Origin of the sequence: Mucilaginibacter sp., from assembly GCF_965200995.1 — a bacterium.
Taxonomy (GTDB): domain Bacteria; phylum Bacteroidota; class Bacteroidia; order Sphingobacteriales; family Sphingobacteriaceae; genus Mucilaginibacter.
On record NZ_OZ241743.1, the window covers coordinates 2178761 to 2203069 of the forward strand.

General features: G+C 45.2%; 25 protein-coding genes. 9 read left to right on the plus strand and 16 right to left on the minus strand.

The features are described 5' to 3' along the window. Positions 1 to 2: 2 nt before the first annotated feature. The 4 genes from ACY652_RS10285 to ACY652_RS10300 form a co-directional block, all read right to left on the minus strand. Positions 3 to 929, minus strand: coding sequence for an EamA family transporter (locus tag ACY652_RS10285; protein ID WP_462264284.1), 927 nt, complete (start codon positions 927 to 929; stop codon positions 3 to 5). Further along, a complete protein-coding gene (locus tag ACY652_RS10290) occupies positions 930 to 1310 on the minus strand; it encodes a RidA family protein (protein ID WP_462264285.1) in 381 nt (126 codons plus the stop codon). Then, positions 1307 to 1450 (minus strand): DUF6728 family protein, encoded by a 144-nt coding sequence (locus ACY652_RS10295; protein WP_462264286.1) that lies wholly within the window; start codon positions 1448 to 1450, stop codon positions 1307 to 1309. Before ACY652_RS10295 ends, ACY652_RS10290 begins: the two co-directional genes overlap by 4 nt. A gap of 72 nt (positions 1451 to 1522) precedes the next feature. Next, a complete protein-coding gene (locus tag ACY652_RS10300; protein WP_462264287.1) occupies positions 1523 to 2845 on the minus strand; it encodes an OmpA family protein in 1323 nt (440 codons plus the stop codon). Positions 2846 to 3119: 274 nt separating this feature from the next. Between ACY652_RS10300 and ACY652_RS10305 the strand changes: the two genes are divergently transcribed. Then, the gene (locus tag ACY652_RS10305; protein WP_462264288.1) at positions 3120 to 4424 is read left to right on the plus strand and encodes an aminopeptidase P N-terminal domain-containing protein; all 1305 of its coding nucleotides are present in this window, start codon (positions 3120 to 3122) and stop codon (positions 4422 to 4424) included. Here the strand turns inward: ACY652_RS10305 and meaB are convergent. Further along, entirely contained in the window at positions 4404 to 5306 is a 903-nt protein-coding gene (gene meaB / locus ACY652_RS10310) for a methylmalonyl Co-A mutase-associated GTPase MeaB (RefSeq protein ID WP_462264289.1), read from the minus strand. The genes ACY652_RS10305 and meaB overlap by 21 nt on opposite strands. Positions 5307 to 5369: 63 nt before the next feature. Here meaB and ACY652_RS10315 point away from each other — a divergent pair, with 63 nt between their 5' ends. Further along, positions 5370 to 6257: a glycosyltransferase family 2 protein gene (locus ACY652_RS10315; RefSeq protein WP_462264290.1), complete on the plus strand. Its 888-nt coding sequence runs from the start codon at positions 5370 to 5372 to the stop codon at positions 6255 to 6257. 26 nt (positions 6258 to 6283) lie between these two features. On the opposite strand, the gene ACY652_RS10320 is transcribed toward ACY652_RS10315, so the two are convergent. The 3 genes from ACY652_RS10320 to ACY652_RS10330 all read right to left on the minus strand — a co-directional run bounded on the left by ACY652_RS10320 (position 6284) and on the right by ACY652_RS10330 (position 8652). Then, positions 6284 to 7543: a zinc dependent phospholipase C family protein gene (locus ACY652_RS10320; protein ID WP_462264291.1), complete on the minus strand. Its 1260-nt coding sequence runs from the start codon at positions 7541 to 7543 to the stop codon at positions 6284 to 6286. A 214-nt stretch (positions 7544 to 7757) separates the two neighbouring features. Then, positions 7758 to 8252, minus strand: a complete 495-nt coding sequence (locus tag ACY652_RS10325) for a hypothetical protein (RefSeq protein WP_462264292.1) — start codon at positions 8250 to 8252, stop codon at positions 7758 to 7760. Positions 8253 to 8340: 88 nt separating this feature from the next. Next, the gene (locus ACY652_RS10330; RefSeq protein WP_462264293.1) at positions 8341 to 8652 is read right to left on the minus strand and encodes a hypothetical protein; all 312 of its coding nucleotides are present in this window, start codon (positions 8650 to 8652) and stop codon (positions 8341 to 8343) included. Between the two features lie 204 nt (positions 8653 to 8856). Here ACY652_RS10330 and ACY652_RS10335 point away from each other — a divergent pair, with 204 nt between their 5' ends. Then, positions 8857 to 9033, plus strand: coding sequence for a hypothetical protein (locus tag ACY652_RS10335; protein WP_462264294.1), 177 nt, complete (start codon positions 8857 to 8859; stop codon positions 9031 to 9033). A 277-nt stretch (positions 9034 to 9310) separates the two neighbouring features. On the opposite strand, the gene ACY652_RS10340 is transcribed toward ACY652_RS10335, so the two are convergent. Continuing rightward, the gene (locus tag ACY652_RS10340) at positions 9311 to 9781 is read right to left on the minus strand and encodes a thioredoxin family protein (protein WP_462264295.1); all 471 of its coding nucleotides are present in this window, start codon (positions 9779 to 9781) and stop codon (positions 9311 to 9313) included. 281 nt (positions 9782 to 10062) lie between these two features. Between ACY652_RS10340 and ACY652_RS10345 the strand changes: the two genes are divergently transcribed. After that, on the plus strand, positions 10063 to 11025 hold the full coding sequence (locus ACY652_RS10345) for an isopenicillin N synthase family dioxygenase (protein ID WP_462264296.1): 963 nt from the start codon (positions 10063 to 10065) through the stop codon (positions 11023 to 11025). Positions 11026 to 11340: 315 nt separating this feature from the next. Further along, positions 11341 to 12222, plus strand: coding sequence for a Cif family virulence factor (locus tag ACY652_RS10350; protein WP_462264297.1), 882 nt, complete (start codon positions 11341 to 11343; stop codon positions 12220 to 12222). A 68-nt stretch (positions 12223 to 12290) separates the two neighbouring features. Here the strand turns inward: ACY652_RS10350 and ACY652_RS10355 are convergent, their stop codons facing one another. The 4 genes from ACY652_RS10355 to ACY652_RS10370 form a co-directional block, all read right to left on the minus strand. Continuing rightward, on the minus strand, positions 12291 to 13208 hold the full coding sequence (locus tag ACY652_RS10355) for a helix-turn-helix domain-containing protein (RefSeq protein ID WP_462264298.1): 918 nt from the start codon (positions 13206 to 13208) through the stop codon (positions 12291 to 12293). Positions 13209 to 13257: 49 nt separating this feature from the next. After that, on the minus strand, positions 13258 to 14268 hold the full coding sequence (locus ACY652_RS10360) for an aldo/keto reductase (protein ID WP_462264299.1): 1011 nt from the start codon (positions 14266 to 14268) through the stop codon (positions 13258 to 13260). A 171-nt stretch (positions 14269 to 14439) separates the two neighbouring features. Next, positions 14440 to 15402, minus strand: a complete 963-nt coding sequence (locus tag ACY652_RS10365; RefSeq protein ID WP_462264300.1) for an AAA family ATPase — start codon at positions 15400 to 15402, stop codon at positions 14440 to 14442. 16 nt (positions 15403 to 15418) lie between these two features. Next, a complete protein-coding gene (locus tag ACY652_RS10370; RefSeq protein WP_462264301.1) occupies positions 15419 to 16831 on the minus strand; it encodes a peptidylprolyl isomerase in 1413 nt (470 codons plus the stop codon). Positions 16832 to 17002: 171 nt separating this feature from the next. On the opposite strand from ACY652_RS10370, the gene ACY652_RS10375 reads away from it, so the two are divergent. Further along, the gene (locus ACY652_RS10375; RefSeq protein ID WP_462264302.1) at positions 17003 to 17509 is read left to right on the plus strand and encodes a hypothetical protein; all 507 of its coding nucleotides are present in this window, start codon (positions 17003 to 17005) and stop codon (positions 17507 to 17509) included. A gap of 2 nt (positions 17510 to 17511) precedes the next feature. Next, positions 17512 to 18099, plus strand: a complete 588-nt coding sequence (gene rdgB / locus ACY652_RS10380) for an RdgB/HAM1 family non-canonical purine NTP pyrophosphatase (protein WP_462264303.1) — start codon at positions 17512 to 17514, stop codon at positions 18097 to 18099. A 600-nt stretch (positions 18100 to 18699) separates the two neighbouring features. Here rdgB and ACY652_RS10385 read toward each other — a convergent pair. The 3 genes from ACY652_RS10385 to ACY652_RS10395 are packed head-to-tail and all read right to left on the minus strand — an operon-like array spanning position 18700 to position 20766. Then, entirely contained in the window at positions 18700 to 19356 is a 657-nt protein-coding gene (locus ACY652_RS10385) for an SGNH/GDSL hydrolase family protein (RefSeq protein WP_462264304.1), read from the minus strand. Positions 19357 to 19415: 59 nt separating this feature from the next. Next, on the minus strand, positions 19416 to 20123 hold the full coding sequence (lipB, locus tag ACY652_RS10390) for a lipoyl(octanoyl) transferase LipB (protein WP_462264305.1): 708 nt from the start codon (positions 20121 to 20123) through the stop codon (positions 19416 to 19418). Further along, a complete protein-coding gene (locus ACY652_RS10395; protein WP_462264306.1) occupies positions 20113 to 20766 on the minus strand; it encodes a 4'-phosphopantetheinyl transferase family protein in 654 nt (217 codons plus the stop codon). The genes lipB and ACY652_RS10395 overlap by 11 nt, the downstream gene beginning before the upstream one ends. Before the next feature lie 80 nt (positions 20767 to 20846). Between ACY652_RS10395 and dcd the strand changes: the two genes are divergently transcribed. Both dcd and ACY652_RS10405 read left to right on the plus strand, forming a co-directional pair. Beyond that, on the plus strand, positions 20847 to 21383 hold the full coding sequence (gene dcd / locus ACY652_RS10400) for a dCTP deaminase (protein ID WP_462264307.1): 537 nt from the start codon (positions 20847 to 20849) through the stop codon (positions 21381 to 21383). Positions 21384 to 21507: 124 nt separating this feature from the next. Next, a complete protein-coding gene (locus ACY652_RS10405) occupies positions 21508 to 24234 on the plus strand; it encodes a TonB-dependent receptor plug domain-containing protein (protein WP_462264308.1) in 2727 nt (908 codons plus the stop codon). Positions 24235 to 24309 lie beyond the last annotated feature (75 nt).

Consider the following 24309-nt stretch of genomic DNA (forward strand, 5'->3'; position numbering starts at 1 on the left):
AATTAAACAGTTTTTACTGCATACCGTTTGAGTGCCGGAAAAGGTAAATATTCTGAATTGAAAATGAGTACGGCCACTAACAATAACAAATAGCCGGCTAACTGATTTATATCAAATTTCTCATTAAAGTAGATAAATGCTACTGCGAAGGCCGCAACAGGATTTACATACATACTGATGCCCAACGTTGATGAAGGAACACCTGTAAGTGCGTATAAACTCAGCATTAAAGGGAATATGGTAAATACCGTAGCAATGAGGCCAATATTGATCCAGAAGGCAGGTGCAGCAGGAACCGGCTGAAAATTATAAAAGTATACCGGCAGCAGCAGCAGCGTGGCAATAACCAGCTGTATACCCAGCAGAAATAAACGGTCGAAATATGGAATGGTACGCTGTATGATCAGGTAAGCTGCGTACATGGCACCTACCCATAGCGCCCACATTCCCTGACTTAATGAACCTGCAGAGAGCATAGCTACACTAACTAATGCAATGCCTACACCAATAAGTTTTAAGCGGGTAATAGATTCTTTCAGAATAAAGAAACCACCGCAGGCGGTAAGCAGCGGGCAAATCAAGTAGGCAAAGGCTGCCGTTTGCAGGCTTACGTGGTTAACTACATAGATATAAGAAAACCAGTTAGCGGTAATAAACAGGCCGGAACCTAATATACGCCAGACAATCCGGCTGCGCTCCTCCTGTTGTAACTGCCGGAATATATCAATGTTATGTTTAACAACCTTACTGCGAAAGCCCAAGTTTATAACCCATACCAACAGCAGGGAAACAAAAACCCGGTAGCACATAATTTGCTGGGACGCATAATGGTGCAACTGCCTTAGCGGGATAGAAAAGAAGCCCCATATCAACGGGGCGGCAATGGCGGCAGCAATGTAGGTGTATGGCTTTCGGGTAGCAGCCTGCATTTAACTTAAGGAAGCAATAACCGAAATTTCGACGTTTACATTTTTAGGTAGCGCCGCTACTTGTATGGTTTCGCGGGCCGGAAAGTTGGCGGTAAAATAAGAACCGTACACTTCATTAACCTGATTAAATGCTCCCATATCAGTCAAAAATATGCTGCTTTTAATAATAGCGCTAAAATCAATACCAGCCTCGGTGAGTATAGCTTTAATATTTTCCATTACCTGTTTGGTTTCGGCTTCAATGCTTTCGGTTATCAGTGCGCCGGTTACAGGGTGCAGTGGTATCTGCCCCGAAACAAAAAGCAGGCTGCCTGCCGCTACTGCCTGGCTGTAGGGGCCGATAGGTGCAGGGGCTTGCTTGGTATTGATAATTTTATTCATTTCTTTAGAATAAGCAGGTCGATAACTTTGTATAGGATGCCAAGCACAAACAGAATAATAGCTGTGGCATTAATAATATGCATAACTTTTAGGTTAAAGTTTTGAGGCCGGTCAGGGTCTTTTTTTCTGAAGAAATACATATTACAAAGATAATAAAAAAAGGCCCCGGAGTTATCCGGGGCCTTTGGTATAAACTAGCGTTTAGCTAAAATTTATTTTTGTTTGAACTCAACACGGCGGTTTTGAACGCGGCCGTCTTCAGTTGAGTTGTCAGCAATCGGATGAGTTTCGCCCATACCTTTTACTTTTAAGCGACGAGCTTCAACACCAGAGTTAACCAAGTAAGTTTTTACTGAGTTAGCACGGTCCTTAGACAAAGTCATGTTGTGTGCAGCAGTACCTTCAGATGAAGCAAAGCCGTCAACTTCAACAGATTTTGAAGTGTTAGAGCGCAGGTCAGCAGAAGTAGCATCTAATACAGGGTAAGAAGATGTACGTAATACTGAGCTATCAAAGTCAAACTGAATGTTAGAGTAAGCATTACCTGTCATAGCTGAATCAGTAGCCATTGTAGGCATTTTCAGTTCGCAACCTGCACCGTCAACTACAGTACCAGCTGGAGTGTTAGGGCATTTGTCGAATTGATCAGATACACCGTCACCGTCAGAATCTTTCTTCAGGTCGTTAACTGCGTTTTCAACGTTAGTTACACGGCCTTTCAAAGCTTCAACTTCCTGACGTAAAGCTGCATCATACAGTTCGTCATACATCATAGCTACCGGGTTTACCCAATCCAGGTTCGGTTTGTCTTTTGAACCCAAAGTGAATTCGAAACCGCCGTAACCGTATGAATAATGATCTCTAACTGCGTAACCGCCTTGTGCTGATTTTACACCGTCAAAGTTATCACCGTCAACATAAGTTTGGGTATAACCTAACAGGAATTGTACTGCATCAGTAAGTTTGAATTTAGCGCCAACACCTACAGGGATAATTAACTCTTTTACGTAGTGTGCAGAACCATCAGCATCAGCATAGTTATAGTTGTTACCGAATGGGCGGCCTGGAGTACCAGTACCGGTAACTACCGGGTGGTAATAAGCTAAACCACCACCTGCTTTAGCGAAGAAGTTGATAGCATTCTTACGGTGCATGAAATCAATTGAACCTACGTTAACAACGCCGCTTAAAGCGCCGGTCCAGATACGGGTTTCGTAGTTGTACACGTTAATACCGCCAGCAGCAGAAGGGTATTGCTGGATGCGGCCAACGTTGTTAAAATTGTCGCCTGATACTTTACCGCCTTGAGCATCTAACTGGATGCCAAATACGTGAGCCACCTGCCATCTTAAAGATGCACCGTAACCCAGTTTGATGTTGTAATCGGAGAAATCGTTGAATGAACCGCCGGTAGCTAAAGCCGGTGATAATACACCTGCGTTGATACCGATGCTAAAGGTGTTGTACTGGCTTCTGCCGCCAAATACCTTTGCATTGGTCATTCCTGGTGACATCATTGTACTGTCGGTTGACATTGATGTGGTTGTGCTGGTAGTAGAAGTGCGTGTTGAGTCAGTAGTCTGAGCTTTCAATGCACCAACTGCCATCAAAGACGCAACTGAAAGTGCGGCTGTCTTCTTTAATGTAGAGTTGTTCATAATTTTTTAAAGATTAAACAAATTAAATCGTGATTTTTTACAAAAATAGTAATTATGTTTGAATGGTAACCAAACACTGTTCCAACTTTGTTCACACATTGGACAAATAAAGAGAAAAAATAGTTTTGGTGAAATTAAAATATGTTAAATCATGAAATATATAGTGCCCGACAAGCGTTTATTTTCTTTTAATAGAAAAAATTTCGTTTCGCGATTAGCTCCGCATTCGCTGGCCCTGTTCAATGCAAACGACGAATTTCCGCGAAGCGGCGACCAGAACTTTGTATTCAAGCAAAATTCCGACTTTTTTTATCTCACCGGCATAGATCAGGAGCAGAGTATATTGCTGCTTTTTCCGGAGTGTCCTAATCCGTTATACAGAGAAGTACTTTTTTTAAGACAAACCAATGAACACATTGCTGTCTGGGAAGGACACAAATACACCAAAGCCGAAGCGATGGCGGCTTCCGGCATTGAGCAGGTATACTGGTTAAGCGAGTTTGATAATATACTGCACAGTATTGTCAACTATGCTGAACACTTTTATATCAACCTTAACGAAAACGACCGTTATGCGCACACTGTGCCCTACCGGGACTTGCGGGTGCTGGAAGATTTGCGCCGCAAATATCCCCTGCATAATTATCAGCGTTCTGCTCCTATACTCAGGAGCCTGCGGCCCGTAAAATCTGATATCGAGATTGAACTGACCCAAAAAGCCTGCAGTATTACCCGTGATGCCTTTATAAGGGTACTGAAATTTTTAAAGCCGGGTGTGGCTGAGTATGAAATTGAAGCGGAAATTATTCACGAGTTTATCAGGCAGCGGGCTACAGGGCATGCCTATACGCCTATTATTGCTTCCGGCCGCAACGCTATTGTTTTGCACTATATTGATAACAACCAGCTGTGTAAAGACGGCGATGTGATATTATTTGATTTTGGTGCCGAATACGCCAATTATAACGCAGATTTAAGCCGTTCTGTTCCGGTAAATGGCCGGTTTACGCCACGCCAGCGCCAGGTGTACGATGCGGTGCTGAGGGTAATGCGTGCTGCTAAACAAATGCTGGTAGCCGGCACCGTATGGAATGAGTACCATGATGAGGTAGGCAAAATCATGACTTCGGAATTAATTGGTTTGGGATTGCTTGATAAACATGATGTAGAAAAACAAGACCCTAAGATGCCATTGTACAAAAAATACTTTATGCATGGTACCTCGCATCATTTGGGTATAGATGTGCATGATTATGCCAGCCGCTACCAACCCTTTGAAGCCGGTAATATATTAACCTGCGAGCCGGGAATCTACATTCCGGCAGAAGGTTTGGGTATCCGCATTGAGAATGATATATTAATTACCGCCGATGGAAATATTGATCTGATGGCTGATATTCCGGTAGAGGCAGAGGAGATAGAAGATATTATGCATTCAGCTTCTGGTGTGCAGTAAGTAATCAGCCGTAAAGCGATAAAGGTTAAAGGTATCTTCCTTAACTGCTGCGGCAATTTCCTGCCGCAGCTTTTTTTTGTCGATGCCGGCCATTTGCTGCTGCTGTATCAGGCGATAGGCTTTTTCGGTTAACAGCAACTCGTGTCGGTTATTTAAAGTTAAAGGTGTAGCAATAAGGTAGTGATGCAATTGAGCAACACCATCGTGCAGCGTAGCGGCAGTTTTAAATACCGGTATGGATTTATGATTTTGATGCAATAGTTTTTGCAGGTTATTGGCAAATTCATCAGCCCCGGCACGGTCTGCCTTATTAACTATAAAGGCATCGGCAATTTCCATCAGTCCCGATTTTATATTCTGTATCTCATCGCCAGCCCCGGGTACCAGCACCACCAGCGTAATATCGGCCAGGCCGGCAATCTCTACTTCCGACTGGCCAACGCCTACGGTTTCAATCAATACATAATCAAAACCCGATGCCCGCAGTACATCGGCCATCTCCATCGTTTTAACCGAAATACCGCCCAGCGAGCCCCGCGTAGCCAGCGAGCGTATAAAAACGTTGGGATTGTTAAAGTGGGTGGCCATACGTATGCGATCGCCCAGCAGAGAGCCAAAATTAAATGGCGAGGTAGGGTCAACTGCTAATACCGCAACTTTTTTATCAGTTTCTGTCAGCAGGCTGATGAGCGCATTAACCAATGTGCTTTTGCCTGCCCCCGGCGGGCCGGTGATGCCGATAACCGGCACCTGCGGCGTAGGAGGCAGTTGCTGAAGCAACCCGGCAGCACCGGCCAGGTCATTTTCCACCACGGTTAAAGTCCGGGCAATTTGCCTGAAATGCTGTGGATTTAATAAAGGATGCGCTGTACTGCCCGACATGTAAATGCAATATTACTTATATCCTTTAAATTAATTACGTTTGAAGCTTTACATCATCAGATAATGAAAGTAGCCGGGTTCACCTTTATTCGCAACGCCGTAAAAAATGATTATCCGGTAGTGGAGGCCATTACTTCAATTTTACCGTTGTGCGATGAATTTGTAGTAGCCTTAGGCAACAGTGATGATGCCACCGCGCAGCTGATTGAACAGATTAATTCGCCCAAGATACGCGTAGTGCATACGGTATGGGATGAACAACTGCGGGAGGGCGGAACGGTGTTTGCGCAAGAAACCGATAAGGCGATGGCCGCTATTTCGACCGATGCCGACTGGGCTTTCTATATACAGGGCGATGAGGTAGTGCATGAAAAATACCTGCCCCTCATCAGGCAGGAGATGGAGCAGAATCTTTACGATAAGAAGATTGAGGGCTTGTTATTTAAATATCAGCACTTTTATGGCTCATACGATTACTACAGCCATTCGCGCCGCTGGTACCGGCGCGAGATACGTATCGTGCGCAATAACCCAAAGCACATCCATTCTTACCGCGATGCACAGGGTTTCAGGTATGATAACCGTAAATTACAGGTAAAGCTGATTGATGCCTGGATATATCATTATGGCTGGGTAAAGCCACCAAAAAGTTTAGAAAGCAAAGTACGCAACTTCAATCAATTTTATCATGATGATAGCTGGATGAGTGAAAATATGGGGACCGCTTATCAGTTTAACTTTAAGAATGCCGACCGCCTGCTGCCATTTACCGGTACGCACCCGGCCGTAATGCAAAGGCGCATAGCTGCACAAAACTGGAAAATGGAAGCAGATCCTGCAGCCATCCGGAAGCATCTATCCCCCCGGCGTAAACTGCTGCAATGGATTGAAGATATTACCGGTTGGCGTATAAGCGAGTACCGTAATTATAAGCTGATTAAAAGACAATGATGCGAGGGCTGATACAGGTCAATTAGCTACTTGCTGTCAGCCGCTGCCGGTATAACTGCTGAAGGCCGGGTTATTTTTAGTTTTGCAAGAGCAGGTATAAGCTTATCATGTGTGTCGTCTTCCAATTTATTTAAAACGGCAGGTGTTGCCTGCTGATAATAAGTAAGCAGGTGCTCCTTTAGTTTAGGCGTAAGATATTGAAAATGGTTTTCTTGTAAATTAATTACCAGCTTGGCATAGGCTCTATCTGCCAGGTGATATTCGCCTATTCTTGTAGCATGGCCGGTATCAAAATTTATGTCGGGCAAGGTTAAGTTTTGCTCACCTGCATCCTTCAGAGCGATTGAATAGTTATCTATTATTGCTTTAAAGCTTTGTGCAAATAGCTGCTCTCCCTTCGGGGTAGGGTCAACAAATTTTAGTGTTTTTAAAGGGCCAGCCTTGGGCAAAAGGTGAACAATGCCGGCCAATACTCTTGCTAAAAAGCTTTGTGTATGTTTATGCTTGCCATATTCTAAATTAAACATATGCCTTTTCATCCGGTACCTGAATACCTTGGCTACCGGCGTAGGATTGATCTCTTTAATTTTACTTTTATTGGCCTTACCTGCATTGCGTATCATTCGGGGAAACAGGTTACGCACTCCCCAGCGAAACGTGTTGATGTTGGATTCTATATCCTTGAAGTAGTCATGCAGGTCTTGCCCGTACGTAATCTTAAAAGCACGTTCAAGCGCCGGAACGGCCATATTAAAGCCAATAAAATCATGATAGGCGTTTGAGGCATAGCTGCCGTTGTATACCTGCAATACATCATACGTAAATTCCATGCGGCTGTGCGAAGTATGATCTTCATCATAAGTAACGGTATCACCAAATTTCTTACGCAACTTGGGGTACACCAGCGGCACTGTTACATTGGTAGCCATAGAGTGGCCGTATTTGTCGGCCATATAATGCGACATTGCGCCCAGGGCAAAAGCGTACTCGTTAAGGGTATGGGCTTCGTTTAACAGGTTAATTATAAAATTGCCGCTGCGCACATAATGCAGCAGGTCGGTAAATAAGGCATTGCCGCCGGGCATGTATCCCATATCAGCCATTAAGGCGCCGCCGTAGGTATAAGAGTGTGCCTCCTTGAACTGCGGCCCTGTAATAAGGCCAAACTTTTTTACCAGCAAAGGTTTAATGCCAATGTCCCATTCGGCATCTACAATAGCTTCATGGGCCAGTACGGAGTATGCTTTGGCAGGAGAGGCGCCTATAAGCAAAAAAATTACAAGCAACGGATATAGTAAAAACTTAAAATAGAACAGTTTCATATAAAGCGGACCTGCGAAAGCAAAATAAAGGTTACAACATTAATTTAAGGGTGCAGTTTGCAGCCTAAGAAAATTGTGACAAAGGTAGGCGCAAATCTACTCTTGAACGGGAAATTATTAAATAGTAAAAGCCGCTTTTATACAAAAAGCGGCTTTAAAATAAATTTATAATTTGAGGTTATGCCAATGAAAAGCGGTCTTTCCGGCCTTCTTTTACTGCAGAAACCTGGCCTTTACTTTTAAGCGTTGAAAGTATGCCCGAAATTTGCTTGCTTATCTTTTTAGCATCTGACTTTGGCTCATACTGGGCCATAGCATTGGCAATATCTTCATTAAAACCAGAACCTATCTCATTAAGTGCAAAGGCAATCTTCGAGTTAACAGTTAAATTATCTGCATACTTTTCCGGTATTTCAAGGGCTTTGGCCGGAGTTGCAGTGTTATTCTTTTTGTTAACCGCAGTCTTTCTTTTTTTGCCGGTAGCTGCGGTTTGTGCTTCTATAGGTTCAAGGGCCTCATCAACCGCATCTAATTTTGCCTTACGCCCTCTCGGGGTAGCGGAATCGCTGCCAAAAGCACTCAGCAGATTTTCAATACGCCTGGCTTCGTTCTGGTGAAATTTTATCTTTTCTTTAAGATGATTAACAATGTCTTTTTCGGTAATGGTTGCCATAATGTTTGTATAATAAAAACAAATATATAATTAATTACCAACATGCAGATAATGAGCAACTAATGTTTTTTATTTGCAGGTTATATAATTAAGCCTCCTGATTATGATCTTCGCGCGGGTCATCAGGCAGTATTTCCATTGCCGGGTAATCAATGTATTCTGCATACCATTGTATGGCGTTTACTACATCCATGGCATCATCGGCATTGATATTAACGGTTTCAAATGCATATAGCTTTTTATCGGCATAGGCATACAGCTGTATTTCATCCGCATCAGGCGAAAAATCTTCTTCCGTTACACAAAATACCTTTACTTTTAAATCCGTATCGCGCGAGTGTATAACATCGCGGCAGGGGTCTTTGGGGTCTGTGGCTAATAAATAAACGTTATCATGCATAAGAGTATCAACCAATAAACAGCCATTTGGTTTAACCTGGTGGCGGGTTCAGTAACATGATCAGCTGTCTGCTTTTACCGGTTGATGTATTGTGTGTACATTATTACGCGTAAATTTGCTTTATCAGTTAATTAAATGCGTTAAAATGCTATAATAGTTCAATTCGGGTTAAACATTAGGGTATATTTGGTTGTGTTATTAAGGATGCGAAATACAAGGCGTTTATTCTTTCTATTACTGTCTGCAGGCAGCTTTTGGCTGATGCAGGGCTGCCATGAAAATCCGAACAATACATTCGGCGGTGCGTCCAATCATCCGCAGGATACAGCTGCCTCACGCCGAGATACCAGTTCAGTAAGCACGCACTCCGGAGGAAAGTAGGCTATAATAGCTGACCGGCAATTTTCAAGGTATTAAATTCCATATTCAGGCTGCATAGTGCGCTCCACAGTTAGCGGCAAATTTTCCACAATACACAGTAAGTATTTCTACGCAGGCATAAAACAAACTGCTTTGGTTAAGTTTTTTGTGCCCAAAAAGCTACTTTTAACTATTGGTATGGGTTTTGAAATAAATTAGATGCCCTTTCTAAGGGCTGTTTTTCATAGGTAGATGTAGGGTCGGAAAAGCTGCGAGAGTTGTTCCGGCCTTTTTTTATTTACAAGGTTTTCTTGTTTAAAGCCGCCTGCCCGAACTTAATTAAATCTTTAGCGCCTATAAAGCCTACCGTGCCTGCCACAGGATTGCCATCTTCATCAAAAATAATGAGTGTAGGATAAGCCTGCATTCCCCATTGCGCAGCTAACTGCGGGCCCATTCCTTTTTCCATATCTAAGGCTACATTTACAAAGTTACTGTTATAAAATTCGGCAGCTTTATTATTGGTAAAGGTCAAAGCTTTTAACATTTTGCATGGGCCGCACCAGGTAGCATAGGCATCTACAAAAACATACTTATGCTGTGCTTTGGCTTGCTTCAGCGCTTCGGGCCAGGCATTCTCAATAAAATTGATCTTGGTATTTTTGTTGTCAGTCTTTTTTGCCGTTTGTGAACAGGCGCTTTGGCAAAACATAAAGGTTACTGCCAGTAACAATAGCGGCCTGTACAGTAATTTATTTTTTAAGATCATTATCAATTACTTTATTATGTAAACGGCGAAAAAAAATTATTAATTGTATACAAGCGAAATTAAAGCAGGCGATTTGTTAGCCGCCGTTTGTATATCAATTGATAATATTCTTATAATAACGCTGCGGCTTGTTATAAACTTAACTATCATAGCAGCAGTCTTAAGATTATAAGTTGGGTGATGTTAAGTATAGTTCAAGTACCTGTATACATCGTTGCCATTATAAATTTGCCGGGCAAACTGTTAATCAGTAGTTTTGCCTGTTTTATATTTGAAAATTTATGAGCACAGTAAATATTCCACGGCTTAACCTGAATAGTTATATCAACGGCAGTGCCGAAGAACGCAAGCAGTTTTCTGATGCTATTGGTAAGGCATTTAATGAAACCGGCTTTGTAACCATTACCAACCACGGCCTGAGTAAGGAACTGATAGACCGGTTATACGCACAGGTAAAGGCTTTGTTTGCCTTGCCCGAAGCGGTAAAGCTGAACTATGAAAAGCCAGAGCTTTCGGGCCAGCGCGGTTATACCGGCAAGGGTAAGGAAACAGCCAAAGGGTTTAAAGTGCCCGATCTTAAAGAGTTTTGGCAGATTGGCCAAACGGTAACGGATAACGACCCGGTGAAGGAAGACTATCCTCAAAACGTGCAGGTAAGTGAATTGGCGGAATTTAACCCAACCACCCTGGAAGTGTACCAGAAGCTGGAAGCCGCAGGCAAGCAATTGCTGCGTGCCATTGCGGTATATTTAAACTTGCCCGAAAGTTATTTTGATGATAAGGTGCATAATGGTAATTCAATATTGCGTACCCTGCATTATTTTCCGATTGAAAACCCGGATGCCGTACCGGCAGATGCTGTGCGGGCCGGGGCACATGAAGATATTAATTTAATTACACTCCTTATTGGCGCCAGCGCTGACGGTTTGGAGTTACTAACCCGCGAAGGGGAATGGTTTCCGGTAAAGGCGCATGGCGAGGATGTGGTAGTTAACGTGGGCGATATGTTGCAGCGGTTAACCAATAACAAGCTAAAATCAACTACCCATAGGGTGGTTAATCCGCCACGGGAGTTGATGACGCAATCACGGTATTCGGTGCCTTTCTTTTTACATCCAAAATCTAACATGGATTTAACCAGCCTGCCTTCTACCGTTGATGCACAGCATCCTAAACAGTACAGCGACATGACCGCAGGTGAGTATTTGGATGAACGCCTGAGAGAAATAGGGCTAAAGAAATAAAAGACCTACCGGCAGGATGCCGGCTATAGGTTTAAAAAGAGTTTATTGCCGGTATTGCTGTTTCATTTGCGTAATCGCTTAAAAATCCCGACTTGAAAATTTAACAGGAATGAAAGCGAAAACCTATTTTCCGGCACAAACACCAGCAGAAATGATAATTGTCTTTCTTAATGGTGAAAAAACATAAATGATGCTTTTAGGCGCGATTTTTATAATAATTTGCGCCCGTTTAAGTTAATAACACAATTGCTGCCGGCGCAAAATCAGGGTTCTGTTTGGTTGCCGGCGCAACTATCAACTACAATCTGTTACATTATGAGTATTAAAAAAGTGGCACTCGCTGCAGTCCTTCTGTCAGGTTATGGCAGTGTTGCACTGGCTCAGAAAGCCAAGCCTGTTGCCAATATGCAAACTGTTACCACTGCCGAGGATGGCTTTGGTAAACTGATTGCCCGTAAAGGAATTAAAGATGCTTACGTAGCTTCAGCCGATCCTGAGGGTATTGTGTTCAAGCCCGAGCCGGTTAAAATAACCGAATTTTATTCTACCATTGATAAACAGCCGGGCGCCTTGGTGCGCACCCCTAAATTTGCCCGTATATCAGCCAACGGTGATCTGGCATTTTCCGCCGGGCCATATACTTATCAAAAAAACAAAAACAGCGAAGATGATAAACTGTACGGCGATTATGTAACCCTGTGGCGTGCCGATGTTAATAATAAACTTAAAGTATTAATAGATTTAGGCATACAGCACCCCGAGCCGGAGCAGGAAGAGCTGGCCGACTTTAAAGAGCCGGACTCGGTTAAAAGAACCGGCCCAAGTAAAGATCCTTTTAACGGTAAGCCAATTATCATCAATACAGATAAGCAGTTTAATGCTACGTTAGGCCTATCAGTACTGGCCAGCTACAAAGAGTTTTACAGCGCAGAAGGCCGCTTTTATTTTCCTGGTTTTGAACCCATTACCGGGCGGGACCAGATTATGAAGTTTTTGAACAACGAAGCCATCAGTATTACCGCCGAAACTACCAATGGCGGCCGTTCAAGCAGTGGCGACCTGGGCTACAGCTACGGTAAAGCCCGTATACGGAAAGGTAACGTTGTAGGTAATTACCATTATGTGCGCGTGTGGGAAGTAGACAGCAATCATAAATGGAATATCCTGCTCGAAGTGTTTTCAGCAATTGAGAATTAGCAAAAGGGCCCCTGCATTGTGCAGGGGCCCTTTTGCTGTATAACAAGTGTAATAGCTAATGATATTGTTTAATTGAAAGATTGCCTGAACTCAAGCGGCGACCGGCTGGTTTTATTCTTGAACAGTTTGTTAAAAGATTGCGGATATTCGAAGCCTAACCGGTAAGCAATCTCGCTTACCGATAATGATGTGGTGGTAATCAGTTCTTTGGCTTTTTCAATCAACGCTTCATGAATATGCTGCTGTGCATTACGCCCGGTAAGTAAGCGCAGCATATCACTTAAATAATTAGGGGTAACATGCAATTGATCTGCCAGGTGCTGTACGGTAGGCAATCCCTCCTGCTGTTTGCCATTCTCAAAATACCCGGCCAGCAGGGTTTCGACATTACTCAGCAGATCATGATTAGCCTGTTTCCGGGTAATGAATTGCCGGTTATAAAAGCGGTTACAATAATTAAGCAATAATTCAACATAAGAAACCAATACATCCTGGCTATAATTATCAGTACCCTGTGTGTATTCCTGCTGTATCTGCTGAAGTAGATTAACAATTACATTTTCCTCTGCCTCAGACATGTGCAGCGCTTCGTTCACCGCATAAGAAAAATAGCCGTATTGCCTGATATTTTTCGCCAGTGTATAGCCCTGAACAAAATCAGGATGCACTACCAGCCACCAGCCATGAAATGAAGGGTCGGCATAATTTTCAACAGACAGGATCTGGCCGGGCGCCATAAGCGTTAATATGCCCTCATCAAAATCATAATAATGCTGGCCGTATTTGAGCTTGCCGTTAAAATCTTTCTTGGCGCAAATGGAGTAAAAATTGTAGCTGAAGCTATGCCATTCATCCCCTAAATCCTTTGAAACAGTATTTAAGTCGATCACGCTGATTAGCGGATGCTGAGGCTTTGGTAACCCCAGCATCCGGTGCAATTCTGATATTGAATTGATAATATAAGGCGTATTTACTTCTTTTTGCATCACTTAATGTATTAGTAAGCGTATTGTGCTGTTTGCGGAACGCTGGATATTACTGGTCAATTCCCTTCATGTTAACTTCATCATAGCGCGCGCCTGTTTGTGTACCCAGCGGGATGATTTGCTCTAAATGTTCCATCTCGGCCTGAGTGAGTACAATGTTTGCAGCCGCAATGTTTTGCTCCACGTACTTAACCCTCTTGGTGCCTGGTATTGGTAAATGGCCTTTGGCAACAACCCAGGCAATAGCCAGTTGCGATGAACTGATACCTTTTTTATCCGCCAGTTTTTTAATTTCATTTACCATATCAATGTTCTTGTAAAACTGCTCGCCCTGAAAACGGGGAATATGTTTCCTGAAATCATTATCTGCAAAATGATCGGGGGTTTGGATATCTCCGCTGATGAACCCCCGGCCTAAAGGCGAGTAAGCTACAAAGCCGATACCCAATTGGGTAAGTGTATCTAAAATTCCAGCTTCTTCTGCAGTACGTTCAAATAAAGAATATTCGGTTTGCACCGCAGTTAACGGGTGAACGGCATGTGCCTTTTGAATAGTAGCCGATGATACTTCGGATAAGCCGATATAGCCTACCTTACCTTCTTTCACCAAATCGGCCATAGCGCCAACCGTATCTTCAATATTTGTATCGGGGTCTAAACGGTGCAGGTAATACAAATCGATGTAATCTGTGTTCAGGTTTTTAAGTGAACGTTCCACCGCTTTTCTTACATAATCAGGCTTGCCGTTAATGCGCCAGGTCATCTGCTCATTGTCATCAATCTCATAGCCAAACTTAGTGGCAATGGTATAGCTGTTGCGGTTGCCGCTGATGGCCTTTGCAATCAGTCTTTCGTTCTGTAACGGGCCGTATAAATCAGCCGTATCCAAAAAACTGCCGCCCAGTTCCAGCGAGCGGTGTATGGTAGCTATTGATTCGGTTTCATCTGCTTTACCATAAATGTCGTTGCCTGCAATCTGGGTCATGCCCATGCACCCTAAACCAATAGCCGCAACTTCAAGTCCCTGGCTTCCTAATTTTACTTTTTTTATGCTGCTCATCGTATAATGTATTTATGCCTGCAAATGTACCGGGCACAAAGTTTATTAAAGTAGCTAAACCCCTTGTACCTGTATCCAAAACCACTTAGAAGGCAACTGGTAAAATATGGATGCTGGCACAATAAACAGGCAGGTATCAGCAGTAAAGTAAAAAACGGAAGGTGATACGGGTCAGAAAAGTTGCTGAATGATGTCATCAGCAGTAAGGCCCTCGGCTTCAGCATGGTAGCTGCGCACAATGCGGTGCCGTAAAATGGGTTTAGCTACGGCCTGTACGTCTTCTATATCAGGCGAATATTTACCGCTGATTACCGCATGGCACTTGGCGCCTAACACCAAAAACTGCGATGCCCTGGGGCCTGCGCCCCAGCTGAGCAGGCGTTTTACCTGCGGGGTAGCCAGTTCGCCCTGGGGCCGGGTTTTGGCCGCCAGCTTCACGGCGTATTCCAGCACATAGTCGGTAACCGGGATGTTCCTTACCAGTTGCTGAAATTCGATAATTTCATCGGCACCTATAATCTTTTCCAATTGCGGGCGTGTGGTACCTGTAGTAGCTTTTACTACTTGTAACTCTTCCTGCAGTGTAGGGTAGCCCAGCGTAACGTTAAACATAAAGCGGTCTAACTGCGCTTCGGGCAGGGGGTAGGTGCCTTCCTGCTCTATAGGGTTTTGTGTAGCCAGTACGAAAAACGGAGGAGATAGTTTGCGGGTTACACCGGCGGCGGTTACTGCTTTTTCCTGCATAGCCTCCAATAAGGCGGCCTGCGTTTTTGGTGGTGTACGGTTAATCTCGTCGGCCAGTACAATGTTGGCGAATACGGGGCCGGGAATGAACTTAAAGGTGCGGTCTTCGCCCAAAATTTCTGTGCCTGTAATGTCCGAAGGCATCAGGTCGGGCGTAAACTGGATGCGGTTATAGCTCAGGTCGAGTACCTGAGCTATGGTTTGTATCAGCAGCGTTTTGGCCAGCCCCGGTACGCCTACCAGTAAACAATGCCCGTTGCTGAAAATGGAGATCAGTACCGATTTAACCACATCATCCTGCCCTACAATCACGCGGGCAATCTCTGCCCTTATGCGCTGATAGGTTTGCTTCAACGCATCCGCCGCTTCTACGTCTGACTGGTATGGCATTATTTACAGCAGTAAATTAAGGCTTGGCCGTTTCTGTTGCAACAGCAGCCGGTTCTGCCTGCACTGAAGTAAGCAATGAAGGGGTAAGCCAGGTTTTCAACTGGCCGCAGCTTTGAAATTCGGGGTCAATTTTAATGAAAGTTTCCTTGCGGCGTTTTTCAAACCACTGGCTCACGGTACGGTTTACTTTATTGTTCTGCGCTAAATCCTTAATCTTAGGAAAGTCCTGCGTTAAATTGGCCGGGTGCGCCGGGGTAACCGAACGCAGGTACACAATTTTATAGGTTTTTTTCCCATCCTGCGCAGTGTATAGCTGTGGTTTTGATATTGCGTTCACCTTCATGGTGTCCAGTACAAGCGCCATCTGCGGGTCCAGCTGATCGGTAGGAATAAAGGTAGAACGGGCATCCACGTTTTTTTCGTTTAATAACATACCGCCATTATACTTAGAATCCTTACTGTCAGAATAAGCGGCGGCAGCCTCTGAAAAGCTGATACTCTTGTTGCGGATCATGATGTCATAAATGCTGTCCGCCTTTGTTTTGGTACGGTCTATGGCGGCTTGCGTCATGGCCGGAGTAATCAGAATGTGGCGGGTATGCACCTGCTCGCCACGGCGCTCAATCACCTGTAAAAAATGGAAACCAAAGTCGGATTCAAACACGGGTGAAATTTCACCTGCCTTTAATTTAAAGGCGGCAGCCGAAAATTCCTTTACATAGGAAGTACGGTCGCCAAAACCTAAATCGCCGCCATTAGGGGCCGAGCCGGGGTCTTGCGAGTAAGCAATTGCTAAGGTGGCAAAATCTTCGCCTGCTTTCACACGGGTGCGCAGGTCTTCTGCTTTCTTCCGGTAATAGGCTTTTTCATCCCGGTTCAGTTTGGGCTGAAAAACAATTTCACCCACTTCTACTTCTTTGTTATAGGAGGGCAAGCTATCCTTGGGGATGCTTTCAAAATAACGCTTTACTTCCTGCGGTGTTACACCTACCTTTTCGGTAATTTTGCGCTGCATCTTTTCAGCTACAGCCTGCTCCTTAATATCAGGGCGTATTTCATCCTTATACTGTATCACCGAGCGGCCTAAAAACTGCTCCAGGCGTTCCTGGCCGCCGGCGTTTTGTATCATGTAGCGCATACGGCGGTCAATGTTCTGGTCAACATCATCTTCGCTAACGCTAACGCTGTCAATAATAGCCTGCTGTGCCAAAAGTTTCTGGGTAAGCAGCCGCTGCATCAGCTGGCATTTTACATTATCATTGGGCTGGCCGCCTTCGGCCAGGTAACGGGCATATTGAAACTCGATATCTGATTGCAGGATGATGCTGCCGCCTACCACACCGGCAATTTTATCCAGTGTTTTCTTTTGAGCGTGTGCAGCGCTAAAAAAGATGATTAAACTTAAAAGGGTAAACCCAAACTTTCTCATGTATTGTATATTACGTGCTGGTAATCTGCTTTTTAAATTAGCTGACGAATTTCGTAAAATTTATCAATTCAGGCGGTATAATAATGTCATTAATCTGCCTGCTGTTGGTTTAGTGCGAATATGCTGGTTAGAAACCTGAATGCTTTGCTTATTTTTGTTAAAATTTGTTAAATGAACCCGGAGTTATCTGCCAGTCCTCTTTATTTTCTGCAGGAAGATATTTATCTGCTGCCTGAAGACCGTGATAATTACCTGCAGCGGCCGCAGTTGCCTCCTGCTGTTGAAGAAACGCCTGCACCGCAATTTAAGTACATGGGCGATTATAAAAAAAAGGTGCTGATAATCAGCCACTACCCGGAACAGGATGTTATGGATGCCACCCATCTTTCTGCGCTGGAAAGCACCTTAAAGCGCATAGGGCTGGCAGTAGATGACGTAGCCATACTCAATATAGCTGCTCATCCGGGCTTGAACTATGACTTATTAACAACCCATTTAAACCCGGACAAGCTGATTATATTAGGAATAGAAGCATTGCCTGATGCCATGCCTGCCGTTACCATAAACCAGGTACAGGAAGTAAACGGCAAGCCAATACTTTACACCTTTAGCTTTGGAGAGATGATGGGCAACAAGGAAAATACCAAGCAGTTCTGGAACCAGGTTAAAGAGTTTTAATTATGCCGCACCAACTGGCCTTTGCCACACATAACATCCATAAACTGCAGGAGGTAGCTGCCAAGATAGGCGATACCATTTCCCTGCTCAGCCTGAATGATTTAGATTTTCACAAGGATATTCCTGAGACCGGAGCCACGTTTAAGGAAAATGCTTCCATTAAGAGCCATGCGGTAGCCGAAGCTTGCCAAATTAACTGCTTCGCCGATGATAGCGGCCTGGAGGTAGAGGCCCTTAACGGAGAGCCGGGCGTATATTCGGCCCGCTATGCCGGCGAACCTGCTGACAGTGAAGCCAATATGGATAAGCTGTTACAGCAACTTAAGGGTGTTGCCAATCGTAATGCCCGCTTTAAAACCGTAATTTCTTTACTCTGGAACGGGCAGGAATATTTTTTTGAAGGCGTGGCCGAAGGCACCATCCGGCAAGTGCGTTCGGGTGCCAAAGGGTTTGGTTACGACCCTGTATTTGAACCGGCAGGCTACCACATCACCTTTGCCGAAATGACGATGGAAGAAAAGAATGCCATTAGCCACCGGGCTAAGGCTATGGAAAAACTGGTGGCCTTTTTACAGGGGCGGGCGGTCTAAAAAAGCAAAAGCCCGATAATAGTCATCAATCCTGTGTTCATTCTTGTCAATCTTTATCGATAAAGTGCGCATTCCTGTCAATCCTCGTCAATAAAAAGAAGGCCGTGAACAAGTATCAGCCTGAAGATGAATATTATAGGTGTTCACGTTCACGGTGGTGTGAACACCGTGAACGCGCGTGAACACTGACATGCCTATGTCAGTAGTTGCCATTCTACACAAATTTTTAACCAAAGCTATTCATCTCTCCCGAGGGAGGGATAAGGCAGTATTCTATCGGATATTTGATCTTCCCGTCACCAAACCGTTATTTCAACCGGAGGAAGAAATTTTTTTACGAAGCTGGTTTGCAGCAGAAGTCTCCGGCATTTAGGCGTAAACCCAACCCTTAAATATGTTTATAGAACAGCGTGCAAGCACCAGTTGTCATTGCGATCGATAGCGTGGCAATCCCGTAGCTATGCTTGTTCGCCCTGCTTGCAACGGGATTGCCACGCTATCGCTCGCAATGACACGGCTGTGTTGGCTTTATACCTAAATCCCGAAGATTTCTCCCTATGGTCGAAATGACGAGCAGTATGAAAATTGATTTACCTGCACCTACTTCAAACTTGCCGACACTGGCCCAGCCAGTCGCTGTGCCCACAGCGTATACATTTTGCCGGATGGATGCAGCCCGTCTGCTGCCACCAGTGATAGATCATTAGCGGCCTGGCGCGATATATCGGTAATGCCTGCATAGTTAACCCCTGCTTTTACCGCCTCCTGGTTATTGATGGCATTGTACTCGTTAATTTGTGCTGCTATGGCAGCCCGGTCGGCGCCTTCGGCATAGGGCGTAACCCCCCAGTCGGGGATGGATACTACAAATACCCGTTTGGCATTACCACCGGTGTAATTGATAGCGGTATTGAGCAGTTGCGTAAACTCAGTGCGGTAAGTATTTACATTGTAGCCCCGGTACTGGTTATTTACCCCGATAAGCAGGGTTACATAATCAAACGTACGGGTAATGTGTCCGGCTTTAATGGCGGTTATCAACTCATCAGTGGTCCAGCCCGTGCGGGCTATTATTACCGGGCTAAGCGCTTTCGGATAGCCATTTACCTTCAACAGGTTAACTAACTGATAAGGAAAAGACGCTTCGGCCGGCACCGCTTCGCCAATGGTGTAAGAGTCGCCCAGGGCAAGATAGCTCGCCGTATCCGGTGCGGGTGCATCATTTATAGTTTGTGCAGTAGTGGTGGTATGCTCCATTGAGGTTTTAGCGCAGCTTGTAGCTGCCGCGTATATCAAAAGTATAAGGCCCGAAATTTTCATAGTGGCAGTTCCATTCCAAAAAGTACGGAAATATGCTGCTGCAGGATTTTTTCTATTTCTTTTAAATTTACGGTACGCCCCAGTTCGCGCTGCATCGAAGTTACATCCTTATCATCAATGCCACAGGGTACAATGTGTTTAAAGTAACTTAAATCCGGGTTCACGTTAAATGCCAGGCCGTGCATGGTTACCCAGCGGCTGCAGCGCACGCCCATAGCGCATATTTTACGGGCCTTTTCATTGTCAGCATCCAGCCATACGCCGGTATAGCCGGGGTAGCGCTCACCCTGTAAGCCATAATCGGCCATCGTTAAAATCACCGCTTCTTCCAGGGTGCGCAGGTAGAGGTGAATATCGGTAAAAAAGTTATCCAGATCCAGTATCGGGTAACACACCAGCTGGCCCGGCCCGTGGTAGGTAATATCCCCGCCGCGATTGATCGGATAATATACGGCCTGCTTTTCTTTTAAACCGGCTTCATCCAGCAGCAAGTGCTCGGCTTTGCCGCTTTTGCCTAAAGTATATACATGCGGGTGCTCGCAAAAAATAAGATAATTGGGCGTAGGCGTATCAGCATCGATCAGCCCGTTGCGCATATCAGTCTTCAGTTTCACCGTTTCGGCAAACAGCGCTTCCTGCCGGTCCCAGGCTTGCTGGTAATCTGTTAACCCCCAGTTTTGTACGCTTACCTGTTTATTCTTCAATGGTGCCTCCCTTTACATAGCCAATCATGTAACCTTCAAACTGCAGGTACTGTACCTCATAAGGCAAATTCACAGCCTCCTTTTGTAAGGCAGCCTGTAGGTTCCCCTGCCCGGTAAAGTCAAATGGCTGTAGCCGGATATGGTCTAAAAACGAAACCTCTTTGCGGCCATAACATTTATAAATAGCCTCCTTGGCACACCAGCAGGCATACAGGTGCGCAATGCGCTCATCGGTATTGATAAAACTCAGTTCCTGAGGCGACAGGAATTTACCGGCAATGCGTTCTACCTTTTCCTTAATCTGCTCAATATCTATCCCCACAGGCCGGCTTTTGCTGATCATTACGGCCGCATAATCAAACGAGTGGCTGAGGGAGATATGATAGGGCAGGTTAACCAGGTAAGGTTTGCCATGCACATCTACCTGGCAATCAATATAATCATCGGTATGCAGCATGTGGCGCAGCAATACGCGGGTACCCAGCCAGTGCAGGTGCCTTTTGCCGTTGCCCAGCTTTTCTACATAGGCTTTTTCCTGCTTATCCAGCTGCAACTGTTGGTACAGGTCGGCGGCATCTTCCTCAATTTTCCATACGGCAAATTCGGTATCATTGTCAACTTGCTGGATAAATGCTAATGCCATTTGGATATTTTACAAAACGGATGGCGAAATTATTCATTTAATTCTACTTTTAAGGCACCCAAAAATTACCGGTTCAAATTATGATACTGTCAGACAAGCGCATACTGGAAGAGATTGAAAAAGGCGCCATTATTATCGAGCCGTTCAGGCGTGAGTGCCTGGGTACCAATTCTTACGATGTGCATTTGGGCAAACACCTGGCCACCTATCGTAACCGTGTGCTGGATGCCCGGCAGCATAATGAGATCGATCATTTCGAAATACCGAAGGATGGTTTTGTTTTGCAGCCCGGCACGTTGTACCTGGGGGTAACGGTAGAATACACCGAAACGCATAGCCATGTACCATTTTTAGAAGGCAAATCAAGCACCGGGCGGTTGGGGATTGATATACACGCCACTGCCGGTAAGGGCGATGTGGGGTTTTGTAATACCTGGACTTTAGAAATATCGGTAGTACAGCCGGTGAAAGTGTATGCCGGTATGCCTATCGGGCAACTGATCTACTTTGTAGTGGAAGGCGACATTGAAACCCTGTACAACACCAAAGGCAACGCCAAATACAACAACCCCACCACCCGCCCGGTAGAGAGCATGATGTGGAAGAACGTATTTTAAGGCCATACATGCACGGCTGCAATCAGCACTTTGCGGGTTGCCCGGTAATCCAGCATTGAATTGTCTGTTTCTGTAGATATCTAAACTAAATGGGCTGATTTAGAGTTAATTTAGTATAGACAATATGACTGCTAAACTCAAATCAATTTATATCCCTGCGCTTCTTGCTGTAATTATTTCGCTGGCCGGTTTCACCACCCGGTTTGATGATGGCTTTTTGCAGCGGGTGGCTAATCAGCTGCAAAAATGGACAGATAATTATCCGCAGGAAAAAGTGTACCTGCATTTGGATAAGCCTTATTATGCCGCCGGCGATAATTTATGGTTTAAGGCCTATGTTACCATCGGGCCTAAGCATCAGCTTTCCGCGCTGAGTAATGTTTTAAACGTAGAGCTGATTGACAGCCAGGATTCTGTAAAGAAATCGTTAAAGCTGCTGGTTGTAAATGGCGTATGTACGGGTGATATTGCCTTGTCCGACAGTTTGATGGCAGGTACTTACCGCTTGCGTGCCTACACCAACTGGATGCGCAATTTTAATGATGCCTATTTTTACGATGAGCCCTTACTGATCGGGAATGTAATTAATAATGAAGTGCTGGCCACTGCTGTGTACAGCTATACGCCACAGCAAACCAATGTTACGGTTGCGTATACTGATGTCAATCAAACGCCTTATGTTGGTAAGCCGGTAAACTACACGGTAAAGCTGGATAACCACCAGGTGGCAAAAGGTAAAGGGATTACTGATGCAAGGGGTAACTTAACGGTCAGTTTCCCTGCCAGCGAAGCGAGGGGCTACCGTTCAGGGCAGCTCATCAGCCAGCTAAAATTGAGTGATGGTAAAACGGCAGGTGCTGCCCTTACGTTTTCGCCCGCAGCTGCCCAAACTGATGTGCAGTTTTTTCCGGAAGGAGGTAACATGGTTAATGGTATTGCATCGGTGGTGGCATTCAAAGCGGTTGGCCCTAACGGCTTGGGCATTAATGTACAGGGTAACATTGTTGATAACAATAATCAGCAGGTAACCGGTATAAACGCCCGGCACCTGGGTATGGGCAGCTTTGTGCTCAATCCGCAAAGCGGTAAAACTTACCGTGCGGTGCTTAATTATCCTGATGGGTCGAAACGCACAGTTCCGCTTCCGCAGGCGCTTGCAAGCGGCTATGTGCTGAGCCTGAACAGAACCGGTAACAGTATCAGGCTAAAAATTACGGCCAGTGCTGATTTGGTGAATAAGGGAGGTGATAGCGAGGTAAACTTAGTGGCGCAGGCAGGCGGCACTGTGCTGTATGCCGCTAAAACAAACCTTCAGAACGCCAGCTATACCGCTTTAGTGCCTGCAAGCCGTTTTCCTTCAGGTATTGTGCAATTTACCTTGTTTGCGCCCGGCAGCCAGCTGGCAGCCGAGCGGCTGATTTTTGTGCGTAACCCGGCCGACCAACTGCAAATGAACGTAGCTTCGGACCAGAACGCTTACACGGCCCGCGCAAAAACCAGTATTCGTGTGCATGTACAGGATGCCGGGGGGAAACCGGTTATCGGTAGTTTTTCGGCGGCAGTAATTGACGAAAGCAAAGTGCCGGTTGATGAACGTGAGGAAGGGACTATCCAGTCGCACCTGCTGCTTACTTCAGACCTTCAGGGGTATGTAGAACAGCCGGGTTACTATTTTAATCAGGTAAATGAGCAGGTAGATGCCGATTTGGATGTGCTGATGCTTACACAGGGCTACCGCCGCTTTACCTGGAAACCGTTGCTGACCGACCAGTTACCGGCTATTGCTTATCAGCCCGAAAAGGCGTTCCGCATCAGCGGTACGGTAACAACTCTGGGTGGCAAACCGGTAGCTAATGGAAAAGTAACCTTATTTTCAACTGCTGGCGGGGCCTTTGTTTTAGATACGGTAACCAATGCGCGCGGACAGTTTGCATTTAATAACCTGATATTTAAGGATAGTTTACGCTTTATTGTGCAGGCGCGTACCGGTAAGAACAACAGGAATGTGAAAGTAACGATGGATGAACCTGCAAGGCAGCCGGTCTCGGCCGGTAAAGCGCCTGCCGGTTTGTTAACAGATGCACCTGCCGGATATCTTACCTATTTGCAAAACAGTAAGCTTCAGTATAATAACGATGTTAAATACGGCCTTAACGGTCATGCCATTGTACTGAAGGAGGTAGTGATCCGTGAAGCGCGTACCCCGGCAGTTAAACATTCATCCAACCTGAACGGCGCCGGCAGTGCAGATCAGATCATCAACGGCGACTTGTTTGAAAGGCTGGGCTGCACTACCATAGCCCAGTGTTTGCAGGGCCGGTTGTTGGGGGTAATATTTCGCAATGGTATTCCATATTCCACACGTAGCCCCAACGGCGGGCCTATGCAGGTAATTGTAGATGGCGCTTATGTAAGCAGTGATTACCTGTCTACCATAAATCCTTATGATGTTGGCAGCATAGAGGTATTGCGGTCAGGCGGCTATCTGGCTATTTATGGCAGTCAGGGTGGGAACGGCGTTATCATCGTTAATACAAAACGCGGCGATGAAAGCAGTAATGCCGACTTTTGGGCTGCCAAACCCGGTATCATTACCTATATGCCCAAAGGGTTTTATATCGACCGCGAATTTTATAAGCCGGTATACGCAGGGCCAAAAGCCAGCAGCAATATTGCTGATTTACGTACCACCATACACTGGGAAAAGAACCTGATACCTGACAGTGAAGGCAATATCACTTTCAATTATTATAATGCCGATGGTACAGGCGCCTATCGTGTAGTGATAGAAGGCATCAGTACAGATGGTTATCTGGGCAGGCAGGTATACCGTTACAAGGTGGGAGGGTAGTTATAAAAACAGAACCATCAGCCACAAGTTCATACTGGCAGTATAACTTGTGGCTGGTGGTTGTAGTTATTGATG

Excerpts from the sequence above, each read along its gene's own strand:
- rdgB (WP_462264303.1), top strand. The coding sequence starts at position 17,512 with ATGCCGCACCAACTGGCCTTTGCCACACATAACATCCATAAACTGCAG.
- ACY652_RS10325 (WP_462264292.1), bottom strand. The coding sequence starts at position 8,252 with ATGGCAACCATTACCGAAAAAGACATTGTTAATCATCTTAAAGAAAAG.
- ACY652_RS10370 (WP_462264301.1), bottom strand. The coding sequence starts at position 16,831 with ATGAGAAAGTTTGGGTTTACCCTTTTAAGTTTAATCATCTTTTTTAGC.
- ACY652_RS10300 (WP_462264287.1), bottom strand. The coding sequence starts at position 2,845 with ATGTCAACCGACAGTACAATGATGTCACCAGGAATGACCAATGCAAAG.
- ACY652_RS10330 (WP_462264293.1), bottom strand. The coding sequence starts at position 8,652 with ATGCATGATAACGTTTATTTATTAGCCACAGACCCCAAAGACCCCTGC.
- ACY652_RS10295 (WP_462264286.1), bottom strand. The coding sequence starts at position 1,450 with ATGTATTTCTTCAGAAAAAAAGACCCTGACCGGCCTCAAAACTTTAAC.
- ACY652_RS10345 (WP_462264296.1), top strand. The coding sequence starts at position 10,063 with ATGAGCACAGTAAATATTCCACGGCTTAACCTGAATAGTTATATCAAC.
- ACY652_RS10355 (WP_462264298.1), bottom strand. The coding sequence starts at position 13,208 with ATGCAAAAAGAAGTAAATACGCCTTATATTATCAATTCAATATCAGAA.
- ACY652_RS10335 (WP_462264294.1), top strand. The coding sequence starts at position 8,857 with ATGCGAAATACAAGGCGTTTATTCTTTCTATTACTGTCTGCAGGCAGC.
- ACY652_RS10305 (WP_462264288.1), top strand. The coding sequence starts at position 3,120 with ATGAAATATATAGTGCCCGACAAGCGTTTATTTTCTTTTAATAGAAAA.
- meaB (WP_462264289.1), bottom strand. The coding sequence starts at position 5,306 with ATGTCGGGCAGTACAGCGCATCCTTTATTAAATCCACAGCATTTCAGG.
- ACY652_RS10285 (WP_462264284.1), bottom strand. The coding sequence starts at position 929 with ATGCAGGCTGCTACCCGAAAGCCATACACCTACATTGCTGCCGCCATT.
- ACY652_RS10375 (WP_462264302.1), top strand. The coding sequence starts at position 17,003 with ATGAACCCGGAGTTATCTGCCAGTCCTCTTTATTTTCTGCAGGAAGAT.
- ACY652_RS10405 (WP_462264308.1), top strand. The coding sequence starts at position 21,508 with ATGACTGCTAAACTCAAATCAATTTATATCCCTGCGCTTCTTGCTGTA.
- ACY652_RS10290 (WP_462264285.1), bottom strand. The coding sequence starts at position 1,310 with ATGAATAAAATTATCAATACCAAGCAAGCCCCTGCACCTATCGGCCCC.
- ACY652_RS10315 (WP_462264290.1), top strand. The coding sequence starts at position 5,370 with ATGAAAGTAGCCGGGTTCACCTTTATTCGCAACGCCGTAAAAAATGAT.
- ACY652_RS10395 (WP_462264306.1), bottom strand. The coding sequence starts at position 20,766 with ATGGCATTAGCATTTATCCAGCAAGTTGACAATGATACCGAATTTGCC.
- ACY652_RS10365 (WP_462264300.1), bottom strand. The coding sequence starts at position 15,402 with ATGCCATACCAGTCAGACGTAGAAGCGGCGGATGCGTTGAAGCAAACC.
- ACY652_RS10350 (WP_462264297.1), top strand. The coding sequence starts at position 11,341 with ATGAGTATTAAAAAAGTGGCACTCGCTGCAGTCCTTCTGTCAGGTTAT.
- ACY652_RS10385 (WP_462264304.1), bottom strand. The coding sequence starts at position 19,356 with ATGGAGCATACCACCACTACTGCACAAACTATAAATGATGCACCCGCA.
- ACY652_RS10360 (WP_462264299.1), bottom strand. The coding sequence starts at position 14,268 with ATGAGCAGCATAAAAAAAGTAAAATTAGGAAGCCAGGGACTTGAAGTT.
- ACY652_RS10340 (WP_462264295.1), bottom strand. The coding sequence starts at position 9,781 with ATGATCTTAAAAAATAAATTACTGTACAGGCCGCTATTGTTACTGGCA.
- dcd (WP_462264307.1), top strand. The coding sequence starts at position 20,847 with ATGATACTGTCAGACAAGCGCATACTGGAAGAGATTGAAAAAGGCGCC.